General features: G+C 63.1%; 16 protein-coding genes. 9 read left to right on the forward strand and 7 right to left on the reverse strand.

The window, feature by feature from the left end; genetic code table 11:
• Positions 1–118 precede the first annotated feature (118 nt).
• Both phoU and phoB read left to right on the forward strand, forming a co-directional pair.
• Complete coding sequence (gene phoU, locus PQ467_RS10370) at positions 119–799, forward strand: phosphate signaling complex protein PhoU (RefSeq protein ID WP_274173343.1); 681 nt, start codon at positions 119–121, stop codon at positions 797–799.
• Positions 800–818: 19 nt separating this feature from the next.
• The gene (phoB, locus tag PQ467_RS10375; protein ID WP_274173344.1) at positions 819–1,508 is read left to right on the forward strand and encodes a phosphate regulon transcriptional regulator PhoB; all 690 of its coding nucleotides are present in this window, start codon (positions 819–821) and stop codon (positions 1,506–1,508) included.
• Between the two features lie 54 nt (positions 1,509–1,562).
• Here phoB and PQ467_RS10380 read toward each other — a convergent pair whose 3' ends face one another.
• On the reverse strand, positions 1,563–3,089 hold the full coding sequence (locus PQ467_RS10380; RefSeq protein ID WP_274173345.1) for an amino acid permease: 1,527 nt from the start codon (positions 3,087–3,089) through the stop codon (positions 1,563–1,565).
• Between the two features lie 189 nt (positions 3,090–3,278).
• On the opposite strand from PQ467_RS10380, the gene panB reads away from it, so the two are divergent.
• Positions 3,279–4,151 carry a 3-methyl-2-oxobutanoate hydroxymethyltransferase gene (gene panB, locus PQ467_RS10385; RefSeq protein ID WP_274173346.1) on the forward strand — a complete coding sequence of 291 codons (873 nt, stop codon included), beginning with the start codon at positions 3,279–3,281 and terminating at the stop codon, positions 4,149–4,151.
• A 21-nt stretch (positions 4,152–4,172) separates the two neighbouring features.
• Positions 4,173–5,219, forward strand: coding sequence for a DUF475 domain-containing protein (locus PQ467_RS10390; protein ID WP_274173347.1), 1,047 nt, complete (start codon positions 4,173–4,175; stop codon positions 5,217–5,219).
• Between the two features lie 221 nt (positions 5,220–5,440).
• On the opposite strand, the gene prsR is transcribed toward PQ467_RS10390, so the two are convergent.
• The 4 genes from prsR to PQ467_RS10410 form a co-directional block, all read right to left on the reverse strand.
• Positions 5,441–6,802 carry a PEP-CTERM-box response regulator transcription factor gene (gene prsR, locus PQ467_RS10395; protein ID WP_274173348.1) on the reverse strand — a complete coding sequence of 454 codons (1,362 nt, stop codon included), beginning with the start codon at positions 6,800–6,802 and terminating at the stop codon, positions 5,441–5,443.
• Position 6,803: 1 nt separating this feature from the next.
• Positions 6,804–8,909: an XrtA/PEP-CTERM system histidine kinase PrsK gene (prsK, locus tag PQ467_RS10400; protein ID WP_274173349.1), complete on the reverse strand. Its 2,106-nt coding sequence runs from the start codon at positions 8,907–8,909 to the stop codon at positions 6,804–6,806.
• Position 8,910: 1 nt separating this feature from the next.
• The gene (locus tag PQ467_RS10405; protein WP_274173350.1) at positions 8,911–10,296 is read right to left on the reverse strand and encodes a TIGR03013 family XrtA/PEP-CTERM system glycosyltransferase; all 1,386 of its coding nucleotides are present in this window, start codon (positions 10,294–10,296) and stop codon (positions 8,911–8,913) included.
• Between the two features lie 126 nt (positions 10,297–10,422).
• A complete protein-coding gene (locus PQ467_RS10410) occupies positions 10,423–11,931 on the reverse strand; it encodes a methyl-accepting chemotaxis protein (protein WP_274173351.1) in 1,509 nt (502 codons plus the stop codon).
• Between the two features lie 152 nt (positions 11,932–12,083).
• Between PQ467_RS10410 and PQ467_RS10415 the strand changes: the two genes are divergently transcribed.
• Positions 12,084–13,148: a hypothetical protein gene (locus tag PQ467_RS10415; protein WP_274173352.1), complete on the forward strand. Its 1,065-nt coding sequence runs from the start codon at positions 12,084–12,086 to the stop codon at positions 13,146–13,148.
• Here PQ467_RS10415 and PQ467_RS10420 read toward each other — a convergent pair whose 3' ends face one another.
• Positions 13,149–14,504, reverse strand: a complete 1,356-nt coding sequence (locus tag PQ467_RS10420; protein ID WP_274173353.1) for a M28 family peptidase — start codon at positions 14,502–14,504, stop codon at positions 13,149–13,151.
• 96 nt (positions 14,505–14,600) lie between these two features.
• On the opposite strand from PQ467_RS10420, the gene ettA reads away from it, so the two are divergent.
• From ettA to PQ467_RS10435, 3 genes are all read left to right on the forward strand, one after another.
• Complete coding sequence (ettA, locus tag PQ467_RS10425; RefSeq protein ID WP_274173354.1) at positions 14,601–16,274, forward strand: energy-dependent translational throttle protein EttA; 1,674 nt, start codon at positions 14,601–14,603, stop codon at positions 16,272–16,274.
• 189 nt (positions 16,275–16,463) lie between these two features.
• Complete coding sequence (locus tag PQ467_RS10430) at positions 16,464–17,420, forward strand: RcnB family protein (protein ID WP_274173355.1); 957 nt, start codon at positions 16,464–16,466, stop codon at positions 17,418–17,420.
• Positions 17,421–17,494: 74 nt separating this feature from the next.
• On the forward strand, positions 17,495–18,184 hold the full coding sequence (locus tag PQ467_RS10435) for a prolyl hydroxylase family protein (protein WP_274173356.1): 690 nt from the start codon (positions 17,495–17,497) through the stop codon (positions 18,182–18,184).
• A gap of 229 nt (positions 18,185–18,413) precedes the next feature.
• Here PQ467_RS10435 and PQ467_RS10440 read toward each other — a convergent pair whose 3' ends face one another.
• Positions 18,414–20,006, reverse strand: a complete 1,593-nt coding sequence (locus tag PQ467_RS10440) for a lysine--tRNA ligase (RefSeq protein WP_274173357.1) — start codon at positions 20,004–20,006, stop codon at positions 18,414–18,416.
• A gap of 157 nt (positions 20,007–20,163) precedes the next feature.
• Between PQ467_RS10440 and PQ467_RS10445 the strand changes: the two genes are divergently transcribed.
• The gene (locus tag PQ467_RS10445; RefSeq protein WP_274173358.1) at positions 20,164–20,301 is read left to right on the forward strand and encodes a hypothetical protein; all 138 of its coding nucleotides are present in this window, start codon (positions 20,164–20,166) and stop codon (positions 20,299–20,301) included.
• The last annotated feature ends 49 nt before the right edge of the window (positions 20,302–20,350 follow it).

Consider the following 20,350-nt stretch of genomic DNA (forward strand, 5'->3'; position numbering starts at 1 on the left):
CTGTCATGAAAACGCTGCATGGCGCTTTCAAGGCTGGTTGGAACGGACATGGATGTTGCCTTTTGTGACATGTATGTGACGATTACTCCATCACAGCTTGAACAGGGAATTGCGTCCAGTGGCAGAACATACGGTCAAGGCCTTTGACGAGGAAATCACCACGCTGCGTGGGCTGATCGCCGAAATGGGCGGTCTGGCCGAACTGGCGATCGGCGAGGCCGTAGAGGCGCTGACCAAGCGCTCGCAGGAACTGGCCGCGCAGGTGATCGAGCGCGACAAGAAGATCGACCGGCTTGAGGCCGAGGTTGACCGGCTCGCGGTCAAGATCATCGCCCTGCGCGCCCCGATGGCGGACGATCTGCGCGAGGTTCTGGCCGCGCTCAAGATCGCGGGCATTCTCGAACGCATCGGCGATTATGCCAAGAATATCGCCAAGCGTGTGTCGCGGATCGAAGGGCGCTTGAACTCCGAACCGCTGACGCTGATCCCGGCGATGGCGGAAATCGCGGGCGAGATGGTGCATGACGTGCTGACGGCCTTTGCCGCGCGCGATCCGGCGCTGGCGGTGGATGTGATCGAGCGCGATGCGCGGGTCGATGCGTTTTATGACAGCATTTTCCGCAACATGGTTTCGTTCATGATGGAAAACCCATCCACCATCACCTCGGCCGCGCATCTGCTGTTCATCGCGCGCAACATTGAACGCATCGGCGACCACGCCACCAATATTGCCGAACAGGTCTATTACGCGGCCACAGCCGAATATGTGGTCGACCGGCTGGAACGGCCGGAAAACTGAACGTTAACAGGGGGCACCCATGAAACAACCCCGGCTCTTGCTGGTAGAAGATGATCCGGCGCTGGCGGAATTGCTCGAATTCCGGTTTCAGGCCGAGGGCTATACCGTCCTTTCGACGCCCGATGGCGATGAGGCGCTGTTGCTGGCCGCCGAGGAGGCGCCCGATCTGGTCCTGCTCGACTGGATGATCGAGGGCACCAGCGGCATCGAGGTCTGCCGCCGTTTGCGCCGCGACAAGGCCACCGCCCATGTGCCGATCATCATGCTGACCGCGCGCGGGGCCGAGGACGATATGATCCGCGGCCTTGAAACCGGGGCCGATGATTACATCACCAAGCCCTTCAGCCCCCGCGAGCTGATCGCCCGCGTATCGGCCATCATGCGCCGCATCCGCCCCGCGCTGGCGGGTGAACAGATCACCGTGGGCGATCTGACGCTGGACGCTACGGCGCATAAGGTGACGCGCAAGGGCACGATCCTTGCTCTGGGGCCGACCGAGTTCCGCCTGCTCAAATTCTTCATGGAGCATCCGGGCCGCGTGTTCTCGCGCGGGCAATTGCTGGACGCGGTGTGGGGCACGGACAGCGATATCGAATTGCGCACCGTCGACGTTCATATCCGCCGCCTGCGCAAGGGTATCGAACTGGAAGGCGCGCTGGACCCGGTGCGGACCGTGCGCTCGGCGGGATACGCGCTCGAAGCGGTCTGAGCCCCGCAACCCTGAAACGAAAAGGGCGGCCCGATCAGGCCGCCCTTTCTTGTATCAAGTGCCCGGCATCGGCGGCACCGGCAGATCCGGCGCATCGCTGTCATCCTCATGCACTTCAACCAGCCCGCGCCCGACGTGGCTGCGGCTGCGGCTGTAGAAGTAATAGACGAAGAGCCCGACCACGCCCCAGCCAAGGAACAGGCCGATCGTGGCCTTAGACAGGCTGATGAACAGATAGATGCAGCCCGCGATCGAGATCGGCGCCACGATGTTCACGCCCGGCGTGCGGAACGGACGATGACGATTGGGATCGGTCCGGCGCAGCACCATCACCGCCACCGACACCGCGCCAAAGGCAAACAACGTGCCCGAATTCGACACGTCGGCCAGCAGGCCCACCGGGAAGAAGGCCGCAAACAGCGCCACAAACACACCCGTCAGCACGGTGATGACATGGGGCGTGTGAAACTTGGGGTGAACCTTGGAGAAGAATTCCGGCAGCAGGCCGTCGCGGCTCATCACGAAGAAGATGCGGGTCTGGCCGAACATCATCATCAGGATCACCGAGGGCAGCGCCAGAATGGCCGCCGCGCCTACCAGCCAGCCGACGAAGGGATGGCCCACCTGACGCAGCGTCCAGGCCAGAGCTTCCTTGGAGCAGACCACAGCGTTTTCATTGAGCGCCTTGCACGCATCCGAGAGCGCGGCGGTGCCGGGCGAGAGCACTTCGCCATGCGGGCCGTAAACCGGCTGCGCGCCCACGGTGCCGATCACGCCGCTGGCCACCAGCATGTAGAAGATGGTGCAGATCGCAAGGCTGCCGATCAGGCCGATGGGCATGTTGCGCTGGGGGTTCTTGGTTTCCTCGGCCGCCGTCGAAACCGCGTCAAAGCCCACATAGGCAAAGAAAATCGAGGCCGCCGCGCCCGAAATGCCGGCAAAGCCAAGCGGGGCGAAAGGCACGAAATTGCCCGATTTGATAACCGGCAGCGTCAGCGCGATGAACAAGGTCAGCGCTGTGATCTTGATCGCGACCAAAGCGGCGTTAACCGTCGCACTTTCCTTGGTGCCCAGCACCAGCAGGCCGGTGATGATGGCCGCAATCAGCATGGCGGGAAGATTGATCACGCCCCCGTCGAATGGCCCCCGCACCAATTCGAGGGGGACCGTAATATGGAAGGTGTTTTGCACAAAGCCGATCATATAGCCCGACCAGCCGACCGACACGGCGCCCGCCGCAATGGCATATTCCAGAATGAGCGCCCAGCCCACCATCCATGCCACCAACTCGCCCATCACCGCATAGGAATAGGTGTAGGCAGAGCCCGAAACCGGCACCATGCTGGACATTTCAGCATAGCACAAAGCAGCCACCGCGCAGACGAAGCCGGCGATGATGAAGCTGAGCATCATGCCCGGCCCCGCTTTTTGCGCGGCCTCGGCGGTCAGAACGAAGATACCCGTCCCGATCACCGCGCCCACGCCCAGCATGGTCAATTGAAAGGCGCCCAGAGAGCGGTGAAGTGATTTTTTCTCAGCCGTGGCCAATATGGCATCCAACGGCTTGACGCGACCGAACATGCAGTTCCCCTGAACGCAATAAGCAATGGGCAAGAAAATTAACGGATCGCGCAACATTCGCAAGGGCGGATTATGCGTAGTCCACCGGTGGATTGTGCATCCTGCCCTGTTGCGGTGCACTTGTCACGCGCAATGCCCGATCCTCAATGCGCTTTACCCCATGCCCCGCGCCGGGCTAGAAGCGCCTTCATGTCTACGACCTTTCAGATCGATACGGCCACCAGCCGCGCCAATCCCACCCCCACGCCGATGCGCCGGTTGACCATTCCGGCCATCCGCCAGCGCAAGAAGGAGGGCGTCACCGCCGAACCTGTGGTGATGCTGACGGCCTATACGGCGCGTCAGGCGCAATTGCTGGACGCGCATTGCGACCTGCTGCTGGTGGGCGATTCGCTGGGGCAGGTGATCTATGGCCTGCCCTCATCCCTGCCTGTGACGCTGGATATGATGGTGGCCCATGGCGCGGCGGTGGGGCGCGGCAGTTGGCATGCCGCCGTCATTGTCGATCTGCCCTTTGGTACGTATGAAGCCTCGCCCCAGCAGGCATTTGAAACCGCCGCGCGGGTTTTGCGCGAGACCGGATGCGCGGGGGTCAAGCTGGAAGGCGGGGTGGCGATGGCCGAAACAGTGGCATTTCTGTCGCAACGCGGCATTCCGGTGATGGGGCATATCGGCCTGACGCCGCAGGCGGTGAACCAATTGGGCGGCTATGGCGCGCGCGGGCGCAGCGCGGCCGAGGCGGACAAGATCCTTGGCGATGCGCGGGCGCTGGCCGATGCCGGGGCCTTTGCCATTGTGATCGAGGGCGTCGTCGAACCGCTGGCCGTGGCCGTGACGCAGGCGGTGGATTGCCCGGTCATCGGCATCGGCGGTTCGGCGCAATGCGATGGGCAGGTGCTGGTCACCGAGGATATGGTGGGCATGTTTGAGCGGGTGCCGCGTTTCGTCAAACGCTATGCCGATATGGCCGGTCTGATTTCGCAGGCCGCCGCCGATTATGCCGCCGAGGTGCGCGAGCGCAGCTTTCCCGGCATCGAACAGACCTATCAGCCCAAAGCCTGATCCGGCCGGAGTATTGTCCCAGTGACCCAATTTTTGCGACATTTCGGCGGCTCGCTGATCTTTTCCGCTGTCTGTCTGGCGCTGGCGGCTGCCTATGGCTGGCACGATACGGGCTCGATTTCGGCCGTGGGCGGGATGCTCTGGATCGTGCTGGTGCTGGCCGTGCTGGAGGTTTCGCTCTCGTTTGACAATGCGGTGGTCAATGCCGCCGTGCTGAAGGATATGGACGCGATCTGGCGCAAGCGGTTCCTGACATGGGGGATGCTCTTTGCGGTGTTTGGCACGCGCGTGGCCTTTCCGCTGCTGATCGTGGGCTTTACCGCCGGGCTGGGTCCGGTCGAGGCGGTGCATCTCTCCGTGAACGATCCGGCGCAATATGAGGCGATCATGCGCCACGCGCATATCCCGATTGCGGGCTTTGGCGGGGCGTTTCTGGCGATGGTGGGCCTCGGCTTCTTCATCGACCCGGACAAGGAAACGCATTGGCTGCGCTGGGTCGAGGTGCGGTTGAAGATCGTCGGCTCGATCAAGGCGGGCGAGGTGGCGCTGCTCTTGTTGGCGCTGGTGCTGATCGGGCGCTGGCTGCCGGGGGAAGAGGCCTATACGCTGCTGGTGTCGGGCGTGTTTGGCATTGTCACCTTCATCGCGGTGGAGGCGCTGGGCCATTTCCTCGAAGGGCGCGAGGCCGCACGGGCGCTGGCGGGCACGGCGGTGCGTTCCGGGCTTGGCGGTTTTCTCTACCTCAACGTGCTGGATTCCTCTTTCAGCCTTGATGGCGTGATCGGGGCCTTTGCCCTGTCGAACAATATGGTGATCATTGCGCTGGGCCTGTCGATCGGCGCGATCTTTGTGCGTTCCCTGACCGTGCTGCTGGTCGAGCAAGGCACGCTCTCGGAATATGCCTTCCTTGAGCACGGGGCCTTCTGGGCGATCATTGCGTTGGCGGGGATCATGCTGGGCTCGGCGCTGGTCGAGGTGCCGGAAACGGTGACGGGCCTGATCGGCGCAGTGCTGATCGGCGCGGCGCTTTGGGCCTCGGTGCGCGAGAATCGGCGCGAAGAGGCCTGACGCGCAGCGGGGTGCCAGTGTGGTTCGTTTGCCACAATGAACGGCTATTCATAAAAATGGCATAGGCGCCCCATTGAAGCCCCGCCATTTCTATGCAAATCGAACCTCGGAAGAAAAAAGGGAGGGGAAGGGCGGCTTTCGAGCCGCCCTTTCTTCGTTTCAGGCCCCGCATTGATCGCGCAGAAATTGTACTTATTGGTACATCATTGCCGATAGCGTTATCAATGCTGCAAGTCATATTGCTTGAGCAGATCATACAGCGTGGGCCGACTGATCCCCAGCAGCTTGGCGGTGGAGGAAATATTGCCCTCGCTGCGCGCCAGCGCCTGACGGATCACGCGACGGTCGGTAATCTCCCGCGCGGATTTGAGGTTGAGCGGCAAATCCTCATCGCCCCCCGGCGCGTCCAGATCGAGGTCGCCCGCATGGACCAGCTTGCCATCGGCCATGATGACGGCGCGTTTCACCCGGTTTTCCAGCTCGCGTACATTGCCCGGCCATCCCCACGCATCCATCGCGGCCAGCGCATCGGGGGCAAAGCCTTTGACCGCCGGGTTCATCTCCTTGGCGAAACGGGCCAGGAAAGCCCGGGCCAGCAGCGCCGCATCGCCCGGCCGCTCGGCCAGCGAGGGGATCTTGACCACGATCTCGGCCAGCCGATACCACAGATCCTCGCGGAAACGGCCCTCGGCGATCATCGCCTCAAGGTTCTGATGGGTGGCGCAGACGATGCGCGTATCGACCGCAATCGACCGCCGCCCCCCGATCCGCTCGATCACCCGCTCCTGCAAAAAGCGCAGCAATTTGACCTGTAGCGCAAAGGGAATATCGCCCACTTCGTCCAGGAACAGCGTGCCGTTATGGGCCTGCTCGATCTTGCCCTCGGTGGTTTTGATCGCGCCGGTAAAGGCCCCCTTTTCATGGCCAAACAGTTCCGATTCCAGCAGGTTTTCCGGGATCGCCGCGCAATTGATCGCAACAAAGGCCCCTGCCCGCCCGCTGGCCTCATGCAGGCCCCGCGCCAGCAATTCCTTGCCCGTCCCGCTGGCGCCCAGCAGCATGACCGAAACATTGGTGCCCGCCACGCGCTCAATCGTGCGCGCCACACGCAGCATTTCGGGCGCGGCGGTGATCATCGTGCCCAGCACGCGATTGTCCTTGCCCGCGCGCATGGCCAGTTGCCGGTTCTCCGCCTCCAGCCGGTGGAGCCGATAGGCGCGGGCGACGATCAGCGCCATTTCGTCAAAATCCATCGGCTTCTGATAGAAATCATAGGCCCCGCGCTCGATAGCCTGAAGCGCACTTTCGCGCGCGCCATGCCCGCTGGCCACGATCACCTTGGTGTCGGGCTTCAACGCCATGATCTCGTCCAGCACGGCAAAGCCCTCGCTGGTGCCGTCCGGGTCAGGCGGCAGGCCAAGGTCGAGCGTGACCACGGCAGGCTCCTCGCTGCGCAGCGCGGCCATGGCGCTGGCACGATCCCCGGCCACGATCACCTCGAAATCCTCATAGGCCCATTTGAGCTGAGCCTGGAGGCCCGGGTCATCCTCGATCACGAGCAATTTGGGACGGGCATCGCTCATTTCAGGCAACCTTTTGCTCATTATCCATGGTTTTCAGAATTTCGGCCGCGCTGGCCAAAGGCAGGCGTACGATAAAGCGCGTGCCGATGCCCTCGCGGCTCTCCACCTCCAGCCGCCCGTGCATTGCGCGCACCAATTCGCGCGCCTCATAGGCGCCGATGCCAAAGCCGCCCGGTTTCGATGAATCGAAAGGCTTGAACAGGCGGTTGCGGACAAATTCGGGGGCCATTCCATGGCCTGAATCGACGATCTCGATCCGGCCATACAGGCCATCCCCGGAAATCGAGACAAAGACCGGCATTTCGGGCTCGCTGGCGTCCACCGCATTCTGGATCAGATGAGTCAGCACCTGTTCGATGCTGTGGCTCTGGCCCGCGATGGTGCAGGTGTCGCGCTCGATCACCTGAACATTGTGGCGCACGCGGAAGGTTTCGGCCAATTGCCGCGCTAATGCGCCCACCTCGACCGGCTCGGCCTTGTCGCCCGCGCTGGTGCCATAGCGCGAGAGGCGGGCAACCAGATGGTTGAGCTTGTCGGCCGAATTGCGCAGGGTGACGAGCATGTCCGCCCGGAAATCGGGGTTTTCGGCGTGGCGCTCGGCGTTGCGGGCCAACAGGGAGAGTTGGCTCGACAGGTTCTTGATGTCATGCATGACAAAAGCGATGCGGCGGTGGAATTCATCAAACCGCGCCGCCTCGGCCAACGCCTGCTGCCCCTGATGCTCGGCCAGATAGGTGCCGATCTGCTGGGCCACCACGCGCAGGAGGTCGAAGTCCTCCCAGTCCAGCTTGCGGTCATGGGGCGGGCGGGCAAGGATCACGGCGCCCAGCAGCCGCCCGTTATGCTGCAAGGGCACAACAGCCCACGCCCGGCTTTCCTCGCGCAGCCATTCGGGGATGGCGATCCCGCTGTCGCCATCGCTGCGCACGGTGTCCAAGTCGATGATATGATCACTGGCGGCCAGAAAATGTGCAGCGGCCAAGCCCAATGCCTGAGCCGGAACCTCGGCGGTCGGCCATTGCCAGCGCGCGGCCAGCACCATTTCGCCGGTCTCATCGGGCGTCAGCAACAGGCCAGCCGGGCTGTCGGTGATATCGGCCATCGCCTGCACGGCGCGCTGGTGGAGCGGGGCCGCGTCCCTGCCCTGCCCGCCGATGGTGCGGGCAAAACGCAGCCATTCCTCGCGGTAGTCGTAGCGATGCTGAAAGAAATGCTTGGTGAACATCACCCGCATCCAGCCCCGCATCCGCCGCGAGGGCAGCAGCAAGGCCGCCGCCGAAATCGCCGCGATCAGGAAGCTGAACTGCCACCACCGGCCAAGTTCTCCCCCCGCGCTGGCCAGCCAGCGGGCGATCGCGATCATGCCCACGAAATAGAGGCCGATCACGATCAGCGAAATCGACTGAAACGTCACCGTGCGCGATGGCTTCAGCCGCAGAGCCTCACGCCCTTTGGCCGCGCCCAGCGCCATGATTCCCGCAAAGCCGATGTCCAGCAGCCCATGCAGCGAGGCAAGCTCAACAGGCCAATGCTTGGCCAGATAGGCCACCGTATAGAGGTTGAGTTCAAACACCCACACCGTCGCCAGCGCCAGCGCAGGCCAGCGCAGCATCTGGCGCCCGGTGCTCGACGCGCTGGCATAGAGATTGTGGACCAGCACCAGCGAACCCACCACGCCCAGCATCGCCAGCATGATGTTCAATTGATAAAGCTCGACCTCGCCCAGCAGCGCGGGGTTGATGCGATGTTCAACAAATTGCACCGCGGGCACCAGAATATCGACAAGGCAGAGCACGGCCACCACCGGCCCCACCTCGGTCAGGCTGGTATGGCGGCCATCGCTGGCAAACATCGCATAGATGGCCCAGAGATAGGACAGATTGCGCAATCCCAGCAGCCCTTGCGCCACGAGGCTGAGTTCACCCTCGACCACCACGGCAAGGCACCACAGCGCCGTCATCGCCAGCGAGGCGACAATGGCCTTGCCCGCTCCGCTATAGCGCTCGCGCTGGCCCCAGATGCTGACGGCGACCGTGATCGCGGCGCAGGCGCCCGCCACATGCGCGGTGCTGGCCACCCAGCCCCACAGGCCGGGGCCCGCCGACATCCTAGCGGGCTCCCTCGTGCCAGAGCACCACGCGCATCGTTTGCAGGATGATCAGGATGTCGAGGAAAGGCGTATAATTCTTCACGTAATAGAGGTCATATTCCAGCTTGTTGCGCGAATCCTCAAGGCTGGCGCCATAGGGGTAGTTGACCTGCGCCCAGCCGGTGATGCCCGGTTTGACCATATGGCGCTCGGCATAATAGGAGAGCTTGTCCTCAAGATCGGAGACGAATTCGGGGCGTTCCGGGCGCGGGCCGACAAAGCTCATCTCGCCTTTCAGCACGCTCCACGTCTGGGGCAATTCGTCGATGCGCACCTTGCGGATGAAATTGCCGATGCGGGTGACGCGCGGGTCGTTCTTGGCGGCAAATTGCGCGCCATTGGCCTCGGCGTCCAATCGCATAGAGCGCAGCTTGATGACATCAAAACTCTGGCCATAAAGGCCCACGCGGCGCTGGCGGAAGAAGGCGGGGCCTTTGCTGTCCAGCTTTACAAGAATGGCGAAAAGCACGATCACCGGCGCGGTGATGGTCAGCAGGACGAGGCTGACGATAACATCAAAGATGCGCTTGGCGGCGCTGGAAAAGGCGCGGCCCGAGGAAAAGCCGTCCGAAAAGATGAACCAGCTGGGGTTGACCGTGTCGAGATCAACCCGGCCCGTCTCGCGCTCCATAAAGCTGGAGAAGTCATTGACGTGAACGCCCGCCGTCTTGATCCGCAACAGATCCTTCAAGGGCAGCGAATTGCGCCGCTCTTCCAGCGCCAGCACAACCTCGGACACGCCAAGGTTTTCGACATGGCGCTTGAGATTGTGGATCGCGGTGCGCGGGATCGCCTCTTCAACAATCGGCGCCGCCTCGCTCATGCCGACATAGCCGACGATGACAAACCCGCTCTCGGTCTTTTCGCCCAGTTCGCGCAGGCGCTGTGCCCGGTGGCCCGCGCCCAGCACCAGCACCCGGCGACGAAAGGCCGAGGTGCCCAGAATGCCGCCCACCACCAGCCGGTTCATCATCAAGAGCGCGATCGCGCCCAGCATCGCGTAGAACAGGGTCGAGCGCCAGAAAATCTGGCTGGTGAACAGCGAGTTGAACAGCGCCAGCGCGATCACGCCCAGCGACACCGCAACCAGCAGCCGCGCCGAGGCAAACCGCACCGAGCGCAAGGCATCGGCCCCGTAAACCCCCACCGCGATCATCGCCATCTGCATCACCAGCGCAAAGGCGATCAGCGGCTGCAAACGCGTTTCAAAACTTTCCGAGGGCATGCCCAACTGGTCCGCCCGCAGGCGCCATGCAAAGTCGCCCGAAATCATCAGCAGGGCCAGATCGATCAATCCAAGCAGGATCACCGAATGGGGGATGTAATGTTTGAAAAGACGAATCATCGGCCTGCTCAAGTTTGGCGCCGGCCATCAGGCGGGCTATGGGGCAAGACTTAGGGATGAGACGTAAAATGTCGGTAAATTTGACAAAGCGCCGGACTGTCTCACCCGCAAACTCTTTGCATCGGCCTAAAACTCGCTCCAGTCATCGCCCGACGGCGCGGGGGCCAGCGCGAGATTGCCCGCAACCGACATCACGTTGCGCTGGACATCGCGCTGGGCCGCGCTGCTCAGGCGGCGCGCGGTGGCCTTCTGCGCGGATTGGGCACCGGCGTCCCTGTCGCGGGTGCGGAACGTACGCACCATGGCGGAGAGCTGTTCTGCCTCATGCGCCAGATCGCGCGTGGCGGCGGTCGTCTGCTCGACCATGGCGGCGTTCTTTTGGGTTACGCGGTCCAATTCGCACACGGCATTGTTGACCTGCTGGATATTCTGCGCCTGCAATTCGGCGCTGGTGGCGATGTCGGTGATCACCTCGTTGATCTCGCCCACGCGGCCCATGATGAGGCGCAGCAGATCGCCCGTTTCGCGCACCAGAACCACGCCGCCCGACACCTGATCGGCCGAATCGTGGATCAGGCCGCCGATGTTGCGCGCCGCATCCGCGCTGCGCTGGGCCAGGGCGCGTACCTCGCTGGCCACCACGGCAAATCCCTTGCCCGCCTCGCCCGCACGCGCGGCCTCAACCCCGGCATTCAAGGCCAGCAGATTGGTCTGAAACGCAATGCCGTCGATCACGCCAACGATCTTGCCGATTTCCGTGGCCGAGCTTTCGAGCGCCGCCATGGCGTCAATCGCCCGCGTCACCACGCCCGCGCCCTCGTCGGCCTGTGTGCAGGTCTCGGCAATGGCGCGCTGCACCTCGGCGGCCCGGGTGGCGGTTTCCTGCACGCCATCGGTCACCTGGCTCATGGCGGCGGCGGTTTCTTCCAGCGTAGCGGCCTGCTGGGTGTTGCGATGGGCCATATCGTCGCTGGCGCTGCGGATGTCCTGAATGGATTCCATCACGCTGGCCGCGCCCACGCGCACCGAACCGATCGCCTTGGCCAGCGAGATCAGCGCCTGATTGAAATTGACGCGCAGTTGCTCGTAATCGGCGGGAAAAGCCGTCTCGATGCGAAATTCCAGATCCTGCGCCGCCAGCCGGTCCAGCCCCTCGGTCAAGGCCCGCACCACCTTGTGCTGCTGCTCATCGGCCGCCTGTTTGGCCAGAGCGGTCTGGCGAAACACCGCGGCGGCGGCATACATCTGGGCCACCTCGTCGCCATTGTCTGCGCCATCAAGCGCGACATCATAATCGCCCGAAGCCATCGCATTCAGACATTGCGCCAGATGCGAAACCGGATCGACCACCGCACGCGAGACGAACATGCCCGCCCACAGCAAGGTGCCCGCCCCCACCACGATGGTGATCAGCGTGGTGATGATTGCGGCCATGATCAGCCCGTCCACGCCGCCCGCCGCGCCCGCTGCTGCGCTCAACGCCTGATTGGCGGCATAGAGTCGGTAATGCAGAAAGGTCGCCGCCGACACCTGAACCACGCTGACCGCCGCCAGCGCGCCAAGGCAGAACACCAGCTTTTGGCGGATACTTTGACGAGTACCAGCGGCTGAACTGATCCGGGAAAGCACGCGCACGACCTCTCATCCTGTTTCGATCCAGCCAAGGTTCTTAATCCCGATACGGAAAAATCAGAGCTTATGCCGCGCCCGGCAAATCTACCTATATGGCAACGGTCTCGCGCATCTGGCCTCTTGCATCGGCGCGCGGATTGGCCAAAGGAAGGCGCGTGTTAGCCAGACTTCCCCGCCCCGCCGCGATCCTGTTCGCTTTGCTGATGCTTGCCGTGACGGCATGGTGCTTTTCGGTGACGCCCCCGCCGATCAAAACCGCGAAAAAGGGCGGCTATACCGATGCGCGCCTCTATCACGACATTGCCGCGCAGGTGGCGCTGGGCAAACCCTATCATCAATCCGCCGCCGAATTGCACCGGGCGCATCACTATCCCCTTAAACCCTTTTTCACCATGCGCCCGCCCACGGAGATGGAAATCACCGCCATCATCGGTTGGAAGGGTTTTCAGAAACTGTGCATCGTGATGCTGGTGGCCGGGATCTTCACATGGGCCATCGCACATGAGGGGCGGCTGACGGGAACAGAGCGTTTTTTGGCCGGGGCGGCTGTGGCGGTGGGGGGCACGGCGGTGTCCTCGGACTGGCTGATGGCGTTGCAGGAATATCCGGCGGGCCTTTGCATTGCGGTGGCCTTTGCCGGGGTGATCGGATGGCCGCGCCAGTGGTGGTATGTGGTGCCGGTGCTGGGCGCGGGGCTGTTTATCCGCGAACTGGCGCTGCCTTTTGCGCTGCTGGCGCTGGTCTATGCGGGCTGGAACCGCCGCTGGGTCGAAGTGGGCGCTTGGGTGGCCCTGATCGCAGCATGGGGTATGTTCATGGCGCTGCACGCGCAATTGGCCATGGCGCAATGGCGCCCCGGCGATATCCAGTCGCAGGGGTGGCACGCCATGCAGGGCTTTTCAGGGTTTTTGAAGGCGGTGATCTTCACGACGCCCCTGCAACGCCTGCCTTTGCACTGGGCGCTGTTCGGGGCCGCTCTGCCGCTGGCGGGATGGCTGGCGCTGGGCGGGCGTGAGGGGGTTTTCGCCAATCTGCTGGTATGGGGCTATGCGATCATGATCGCCATGTTTTCGCGTGCCGACACGTTCTATTGGGGCGCGATCATGAACCCGTGGTATCTGGTCGGCTATGCCCTGCTGCCGCGCGCCATCGTCCAGCTTTACTGGGCGATCCGGGGACAGCGGCGGGCCGAGGTCGCGCCCCTGCCCGCCAACGCATGATCATTCCGCCGGATTGCCTGCCGGGTTGATCGTGCCGGTATAGGAACCCAGAATTTTCAATACCGCCGCCCATGCGTCGACATTCTGCTGCAATTGCACAGGGTCGATCTTGTCCAGCGTATCGTCGGGCGTGTGGTGCCAGTCGAAATAGCGCGTCATGTCCTGATTAAGGTCGATCACGGCCAGTTTCTGCTTCTCCGCAATATAGCCGACATCCTCGCCGCCCTCCGGCGTACCTTCGCCGGTATAGATGCCCATCTTGGCCAATTCGGCCCCAATCCGCTCGGCCAGCGGCTTGTCCTGCGGGGCCATGCGGAACAGGAAGCGGAACACGCGGTCGGCCCCGGTGTCGGATTCCATCACCAGGGCGTGGGGTTCATTGCCATGGGCCTTGGCATAGGCCTGCCCGCCAAAGCCGCCCATCTCCTCGGTCCCGGCCCAGAGCACGCGGATCGTGCGCGCCAGTTGGCCCGACCTGCTGGCCTCCAGCGCCGCGGCGGTGATGATGCCGCAGCCCGAGGCGTCATCAATCGCCCCCTGCCCCAGATCCCAACTGTCGAGATGGCAGGCAACGAGGATCGGCGCGAGTTTCGGATCGCGCCCCGGCAATTCGGCGATCACATTGCCCGACATCACCTGCCCCGTGAAACGCGGGGTCAAGGTGACGCTGGCGGTCAAAGGCTGCCCCTTGGCGGCCAGCCGCGCGATGAGATCGGCGTCGGGATTGGATACCGCTCCCGAAGGCAAAGGCTCGCCCTTGGGCGGCATGCGTGTGACGCCGGTGTGGGGGCTGCGCGCATGGTCGGTCCCGATCGAGCGGATCAGCAGCGCCGACGCGCCCTTGGCCGCCGCAATGGACGGCCCCTGCCGCCGCGCCGCGCCAAAGGGGCCATAGCCGCCCCCGTCCTGCGCCGCCTTCATGGCATGGTCAACAAAGGCGATCTTGCCGCGCAGCGACCCCTCGGGCGCCAGTTTCAGCGCATCGAGCGTGGGGAAATAGACCAGTTCGCCCGTCACACCCTGCGGCGGCGTCGCCCCGGAATAGCCCAGCGCCGTCACGGCCAACTTTTGCGGCACGGGCGCGGTGATCGCGGCCTTTTCCTCGCCGCGCACCCATCCGGCAATCGGGAAAGGCTCGGCGCGCACATTGGCAAAGCCCAGCGCCCGCAGCCGCGCCACCGCCCAATCGCGCGCGGCCGCCTCGCGGTCGGTGCCGCCAAGCCGCTGGCCCACATCGGTGGTCAGGTCGGTGATGATGGCCAAAGCCTCTGATGAATGAGCATCGCCCCCGGCCGCTGCGGCAGGATGGGCCAAAAGGGCGGCGGAAAGAGCCAGCAGGCTGTATAATTTTCGCATAGGTCAAGGCTATCGTCCAAGCGCCCGCTTGGCAACTGCCCGCCCAGGATGTAGAGCGGCGCGCAAATCCTCATCCGTTTATCTGGAGACCGCCACGTGGCCGCCCAATATGCCTTCGTCATGAAGAACATGACGAAAACTTTCCCCGGCGCGCAAAAGCCGGTGCTGAACAACATCAGCCTGCAATTCTATCAGGGCGCCAAGATCGGCATCGTGGGGCCCAACGGTGCGGGTAAATCGACGCTGATCAAGGTGATGGCCGGGATTGACACCGATTTTACCGGCGAGGCCTGGGCGGGTGAGAATATCACTGTCGGCTATCTGGAGCAGGAGCCGCAGCTCGACAATTCCAAGACGGTGCTGGAAAACGTCAAGGACGGCGCGCGCGCCACGGCCGACATGGTTGACCGGTTCAACCAGATCGGCATGGAAATGGCCGAAGAGGACGCCGATTTTGACGCGCTGGGCGCCGAAATGGCCGAATTGCAGGACAAGATCGACGCGGTGGACGGCTGGACGCTGGACAACCAGCTTGAGATCGCCATGGAAGCGCTGCGCTGCCCCCCCGGCGACTGGCCGGTGGAGAGCCTGTCGGGCGGTGAACGCCGCCGTATCGCGCTCACCCGCCTGCTCATCCAGAAGCCCGACATTCTGCTGCTCGACGAACCGACCAACCACCTGGACGCGGAAAGCGTGGAATGGCTGGAAAACCACCTCAAGGACTATCACGGCGCGGTGCTGATGATCACCCACGACCGCTACTTCCTTGACAATGTGGTGGGCTGGATCCTCGAACTCGACCGTGGAAAGTACTTCCCCTACGAGGGCAATTACTCGACCTATCTAGAAAAGAAGAGCCAGCGTCTGGCGCAGGAAGACCGCGAGGCCACCGGCCGCCAGAAGGCGATCAACGACGAATTGGAATGGATCCGCGCCGGCACCAAGGGCCGCCAGACCAAGTCCAAGGCTCGTATCAAGAAGTTTGAGGAACTGGTCGCCAGCCAGGAAAACCGCGGTCCCGGCAAGGCCCAGATCGTCATTCAGGTGCCCGAGCGCCTGGGCGGCAAGGTGATCGAGGCCAAGAACATCTCCAAGGCGTTTGGCGACAAGGTGCTGTTCAACGACCTGTCGTTCCTGTTGCCGCCGGGCGGCATTGTGGGCGTGATCGGGCCGAACGGCGCGGGCAAGTCGACGCTGTTCAAGATGATCACGGGTCAGGAACAGCCCGATTCCGGCACGATCGAAATCGGTTCGACGGTCCGCTTGGGCTATGTGGACCAGAGCCGCGATCACCTCGATCCGACCAAGAACGTTTGGGAAGAAATCTCCGACGGTCTGGATTACATGAAGGTCAACGGGTTCGACACCTCGACGCGCGCCTATGTCGGCGCCTTCAACTTCAAGGGTCAGGATCAGCAGAAGAACGTCGGCAAGCTGTCGGGCGGTGAGCGTAACCGCGTCAACATCGCCAAGATGCTGAAGCGCGGCGGCAACGTGCTGCTGCTCGACGAACCGACCAACGACCTTGACGTGGAAACGCTGGCCGCTCTGGAAGAAGCCATCGAAAACTTCGCCGGTTGCGCCGTGGTCATCAGCCACGACCGCTTCTTCCTCGACCGTCTGGCCACGCATATCCTTGCCTTTGAAGGCAATGGTCATGTTGAATGGTTTGAAGGCAATTTCGAGGCCTATGAAGAGGACAAGCGTCGCCGCCTTGGCGATGCGGCCGACCGCGCCAGCGCGGGCGCCTACAAGAAACTGACTCGCTAAAACGCAGGTTCGTTGAACAAAAAGGGGCGGCAGGCATTAACCTGTCGCCCCTTTTTGTATGAACAAGAGGGAAAAGGACGGTTCAGACTGCCGACAGCGCCATGCGCCTATATCGGGCCTACAGGAAGTGAACCGGCCATACGATGGGAAGTGTGGCGTCCGGCCAACGCTTTGTCTGGGAGGTGGCTTATGAAGACGAATAACAGGCGGATGCGCCCTCTGGCCAGTCTGGCGATGGGCTTGGCGCTGGTTTCCATTCCGGTGCAGGCGATGGCGCAGGAGCATCAGGGCGATCGCGGCGGCCATGGTGGCTGGCGCGGCGCCGACGTGTCGGGCGGCGAGCGCCGTGGCGGCGGCGGGCCAATGCCGGGTCAGCCGCAAGGACAGCCTCAGGGCCGTCCGCAAGGTCAGCCCGGTTGGGGCGGCGGCAATGCGGCGCCTGCCGCGCGACCTGCTCCACCTGCGCCCCCTGCCCCTGCGGCGCCGGGCGGCATGAACGGCGGGTGGAACGGGGGCAATCGCGGCCCTGACCGTGGCGGCTGGAACGGCGGCCCGGGCAATGTTCAGCCCCAGCGCAACGACGGGCCGCGCGGCGACATGCAGCGTGGTGACGGGCAGCGTGGCGATTGGCAGCGCCGCGATGAAGCCCGCCGCGATGAAGGTCGTCGCGATGGTCCCCGCCCCGGTGAAGGTTGGCGCGGCGGCAATGAAAGCTGGCGCGGCACGCCGGGCTGGCCCCAAGGCGGCGTCAATCGCGCGCCGCAAGGCTGGGATCGTGGACCTCAGGGCGGCATTAATCGCGGCCCCGGCATGAATGCGCAGCGCGGCGACTATCGCCGCTGGACGCAGGATTGGCGCCGCGACAACCGCTACGACTGGCAGCGTTATCGGTCTGCGAACCGCATGGCGTTCCACATCGGGCGCTATAACCCGCCCTATCGCGGCTATGCCTATCGTCGGCTCAGCGTGGGTCTGTTCCTGCAACCGCTGTTCTACAGCCAGAGCTATGTGATCTATGACCCGTACAACTACCGCCTGCCTGCGGTTTACGGGCCCTATCAATGGGTTCGCTATTATGACGATGCTCTGCTCGTCGACACATACACCGGGGAAGTCGTTGACGTGCTTTACGATTTTTTCTGGTGATTGAGCCCGCAAGGGTCGCAAGGGACAGGGTGGGGTTGATCCCCCACCCTGTTTCGTTTCATACCCGTCCCATTATGACTCAACCCGATCCCGCACCCGACCGTGACGCCCTGATTGCCCAAGGCGAGGCGGTGCGCGCACGGCTCGATGCCGACCCCTATGCCTATCGCGTGCCGCTCGACACGATGGACATGTATGCGATCACCGATTTTCTCTCCGCCGCCGAATGCCATCGCTTCATGACGCTGGTGGACGAGGTGGCGCGGCCATCGGCCACGTTTGAACCGGGCAACCAGCAGGACTATCGCACCAGCTTTTCCGGCGATGTGGACCGCGAAAATCCATTTGTGGCCATGATCGAGCGGCGGATCGACGACCTGATGGGCATCGACCCGGTCTGCGGCGAGGCCATCCAGGGGCAGCGCTATGCCGTGGGGCAGGAATATCGCGGCCATTGCGATTGGTTCCCCCCGCTCTCGGCCTATTTCCAGAAGGAAGTGCCCTGCGGCGGACAGCGCAGTTGGACCGCGATGATCTATCTGAACGAACCCGACGAGGGCGGCGAGACCGACTTCATGCATGTCGGCGTTTGCGTCCAGCCGCGTCTGGGCATGCTCTTGGCGTGGAACAATGCCAACCGCAACGGCGAGGTCAACACATACACCCAGCATGCCGCCAAGCCCGTTACCAAGGGGCAGAAATATGTGATCACCAAATGGTATCGCACGCGGGAATGGTCGGCGCGGATGGCGGATACGGAGTAGGGTTTTTGAGTTTATGCCTCCGGCGGGCAAAGGGACTCGGTCCCTTTGCAATCCCGTTAATGGGGTATGGCTGGATGGCGGGTTTGGGTGCTGATGAAATTACAGCCTGCGGCGCGATGGTATGGCGCCGCAGGCTGTAATTTGAGACGCCGCGTCCGACACTCTTGGTCGAACCCCTTGCGCAACGCAGACAGTAACGGGAGCGCGAGGGATTAGTCCCCCGCATCCATCACACCTCCAACGCCTCCGCAATCAGCTTGCGCGTATTCTCCACGCCATAGAGCGCGATGAACGAGCCCATACGCGGCCCCTGCGAACTGCCCAGCAGCGTCTCATATAGCGCCTTGAACCAGTCGCGCAGGCTTTCGAAGCCGAAATGCGGATCCTTGCCGATTTCATAGACGATGTTCTGCAGCAATTCGGCCGTGGCATCATCGCTGGTCGCGGCCAGTTCCTCGTCCAGCGCGGCCAGAGCGGCGGCCTCGCCTTCCTCGGGCTTGCGGCGGTTCAGCGTCGGGGCAATAAAGTCACGGTTATAGGCCAGCGCGCGCGTCACCAGCGCATCGAGCGCGGGATGGGCTTCAGGGCGGGCATCTTCAACATAGTTGGCGAGGTAGGACCAGACCTGATCGCGCGTGGCATGCGCGCCAAGCACGCCGACCAGATTGAGCAACAGGCCAAAGCTGACGGGCAGTTTGTCGCCCTCACCGCCCTGATAGCCATTGGTGCGCAGCAAATGCCACACCGGATTGCCCAATTGCTGCTCAATCGGCTGGGTCGGCAGCTTTTCGCGGAACTGCCAATATTCATCCACCGCGCGACCGATGATGCCCGGGTGCAGGCTCTTGGCGCTCTTGGGATCGCGGAAGAGGTAGAAGCCGAGGCTCTCCTCGCTGCCATAGGTCAGCCATTGCTCGATGGTCAGGCCGTTGCCCTTGGACTTGCTGATCTTCTCGCCCTTCTCGTCGAGGAAGAGTTCGTAGATCAGCCCCTCCGGCTTCTGCCCGCCCAACACGCGGGCGATCTTGCCGCTCTGCGTCACCGAGTCGGTCAGATCCTTGCCGCACATTTCATAATCGACCCCCAGCGCGACCCAGCGCATGGCCCAATCGACCTTCCATTGCAGTTTGGACCGGCCGCCGAACACGCTCTGCTCGACGATCTCGCCTTCGTCCTCGAACCGGATCATGCCGGTTTCGGCATCGACCACCTCGATGGGAACCTGCAACACCACCCCGCTCTTGGGGGAAACGGGCAGGATCGGCGAATAGGTCTTGCGGCGCTCCTCGCGCAGCGTGGGCAGCATGATGCCCATGATCTTGTCATAGGCGCGCAGCACCCCGCGCAACGCATCGTCAAACGCGCCCGAATTATAGCGGTCGCTGGCCGAAACGAACTCGTAGTCAAACCCGAACTGGTCAAGGAATTCGCGCAGCATCGCATTGTTATGATGCGCAAAACTCTCATGCGTGCCGAAAGGATCGGGAATGCGGCTCAAAGGCTTGCCCAGATTGTCGGCCAGCACCTGCCCATTGGGCACATTGTCGGGCACCTTGCGCAACCCGTCCATATCGTCCGAAAACGCCACCAGACGCGTGGGCGCGCCAGTCAGCACTTCATAGGCGCGGCGCACCAGCGTCGTGCGCAAAACTTCCTGAAAGGTGCCGATATGCGGCAGGCCCGATGGGCCATAACCCGTTTCAAACAGCACCGGCTCTCCGTTCGGTTTCCCGTTCGGATAGCGTTTCACGATCTTGCGGGCCTCCTCGAAAGGCCATGCTTTGGAAACCTGTGCGGCGGCAAGAAGTGCTTCGTCTGTCATAGTGCCACGCCTTTTGCCCAAGGGGCCCAAAATGGCAAGCAGGTAATGGGATCGCGCAAGTGCATGGCCCGTAGGAACCCTGAGGACCGATTAGCATTTTGGTCAGCGAACCATGGCAATCTGGCCTTCTGCCAGTTCGCGAGCCTTGAGGAGCCTCATGAACCTTCGTCGTCCGCAAACCGCCCCTGCCTCGGTCACGCGCCCCATGGACCCGCGCGACCGCCTGCGTCTTTACGGCCCGATCCGCCCGCTGCGGCCCGCGCCAAGCCTGATTGAACGCATTTTGTTCTCCTGATTGGGCAAAACCGGCCCGGCCTCCATTGCCAATCGCCCCGCGCCCCGGC

It is taken from the genome of Novosphingobium sp. KACC 22771 (assembly GCF_028736195.1).
Classification (GTDB): domain Bacteria; phylum Pseudomonadota; class Alphaproteobacteria; order Sphingomonadales; family Sphingomonadaceae; genus Novosphingobium.

Coding starts and splice junctions, on each gene's coding strand:
- phoB (WP_274173344.1), top strand. CDS start 819: ATGAAACAACCCCGGCTCTTGCTGGTAGAAGATGATCCGGCGCTGGCG.
- PQ467_RS10380 (WP_274173345.1), bottom strand. CDS start 3,089: ATGTTCGGTCGCGTCAAGCCGTTGGATGCCATATTGGCCACGGCTGAG.
- panB (WP_274173346.1), top strand. CDS start 3,279: ATGTCTACGACCTTTCAGATCGATACGGCCACCAGCCGCGCCAATCCC.
- prsR (WP_274173348.1), bottom strand. CDS start 6,802: ATGAGCGATGCCCGTCCCAAATTGCTCGTGATCGAGGATGACCCGGGC.
- prsK (WP_274173349.1), bottom strand. CDS start 8,909: ATGTCGGCGGGCCCCGGCCTGTGGGGCTGGGTGGCCAGCACCGCGCAT.
- PQ467_RS10405 (WP_274173350.1), bottom strand. CDS start 10,296: ATGATTCGTCTTTTCAAACATTACATCCCCCATTCGGTGATCCTGCTT.
- PQ467_RS10420 (WP_274173353.1), bottom strand. CDS start 14,504: ATGCGAAAATTATACAGCCTGCTGGCTCTTTCCGCCGCCCTTTTGGCC.
- PQ467_RS10430 (WP_274173355.1), top strand. CDS start 16,464: ATGAAGACGAATAACAGGCGGATGCGCCCTCTGGCCAGTCTGGCGATG.
- PQ467_RS10435 (WP_274173356.1), top strand. CDS start 17,495: ATGACTCAACCCGATCCCGCACCCGACCGTGACGCCCTGATTGCCCAA.
- PQ467_RS10440 (WP_274173357.1), bottom strand. CDS start 20,006: ATGACAGACGAAGCACTTCTTGCCGCCGCACAGGTTTCCAAAGCATGG.
- PQ467_RS10445 (WP_274173358.1), top strand. CDS start 20,164: ATGAACCTTCGTCGTCCGCAAACCGCCCCTGCCTCGGTCACGCGCCCC.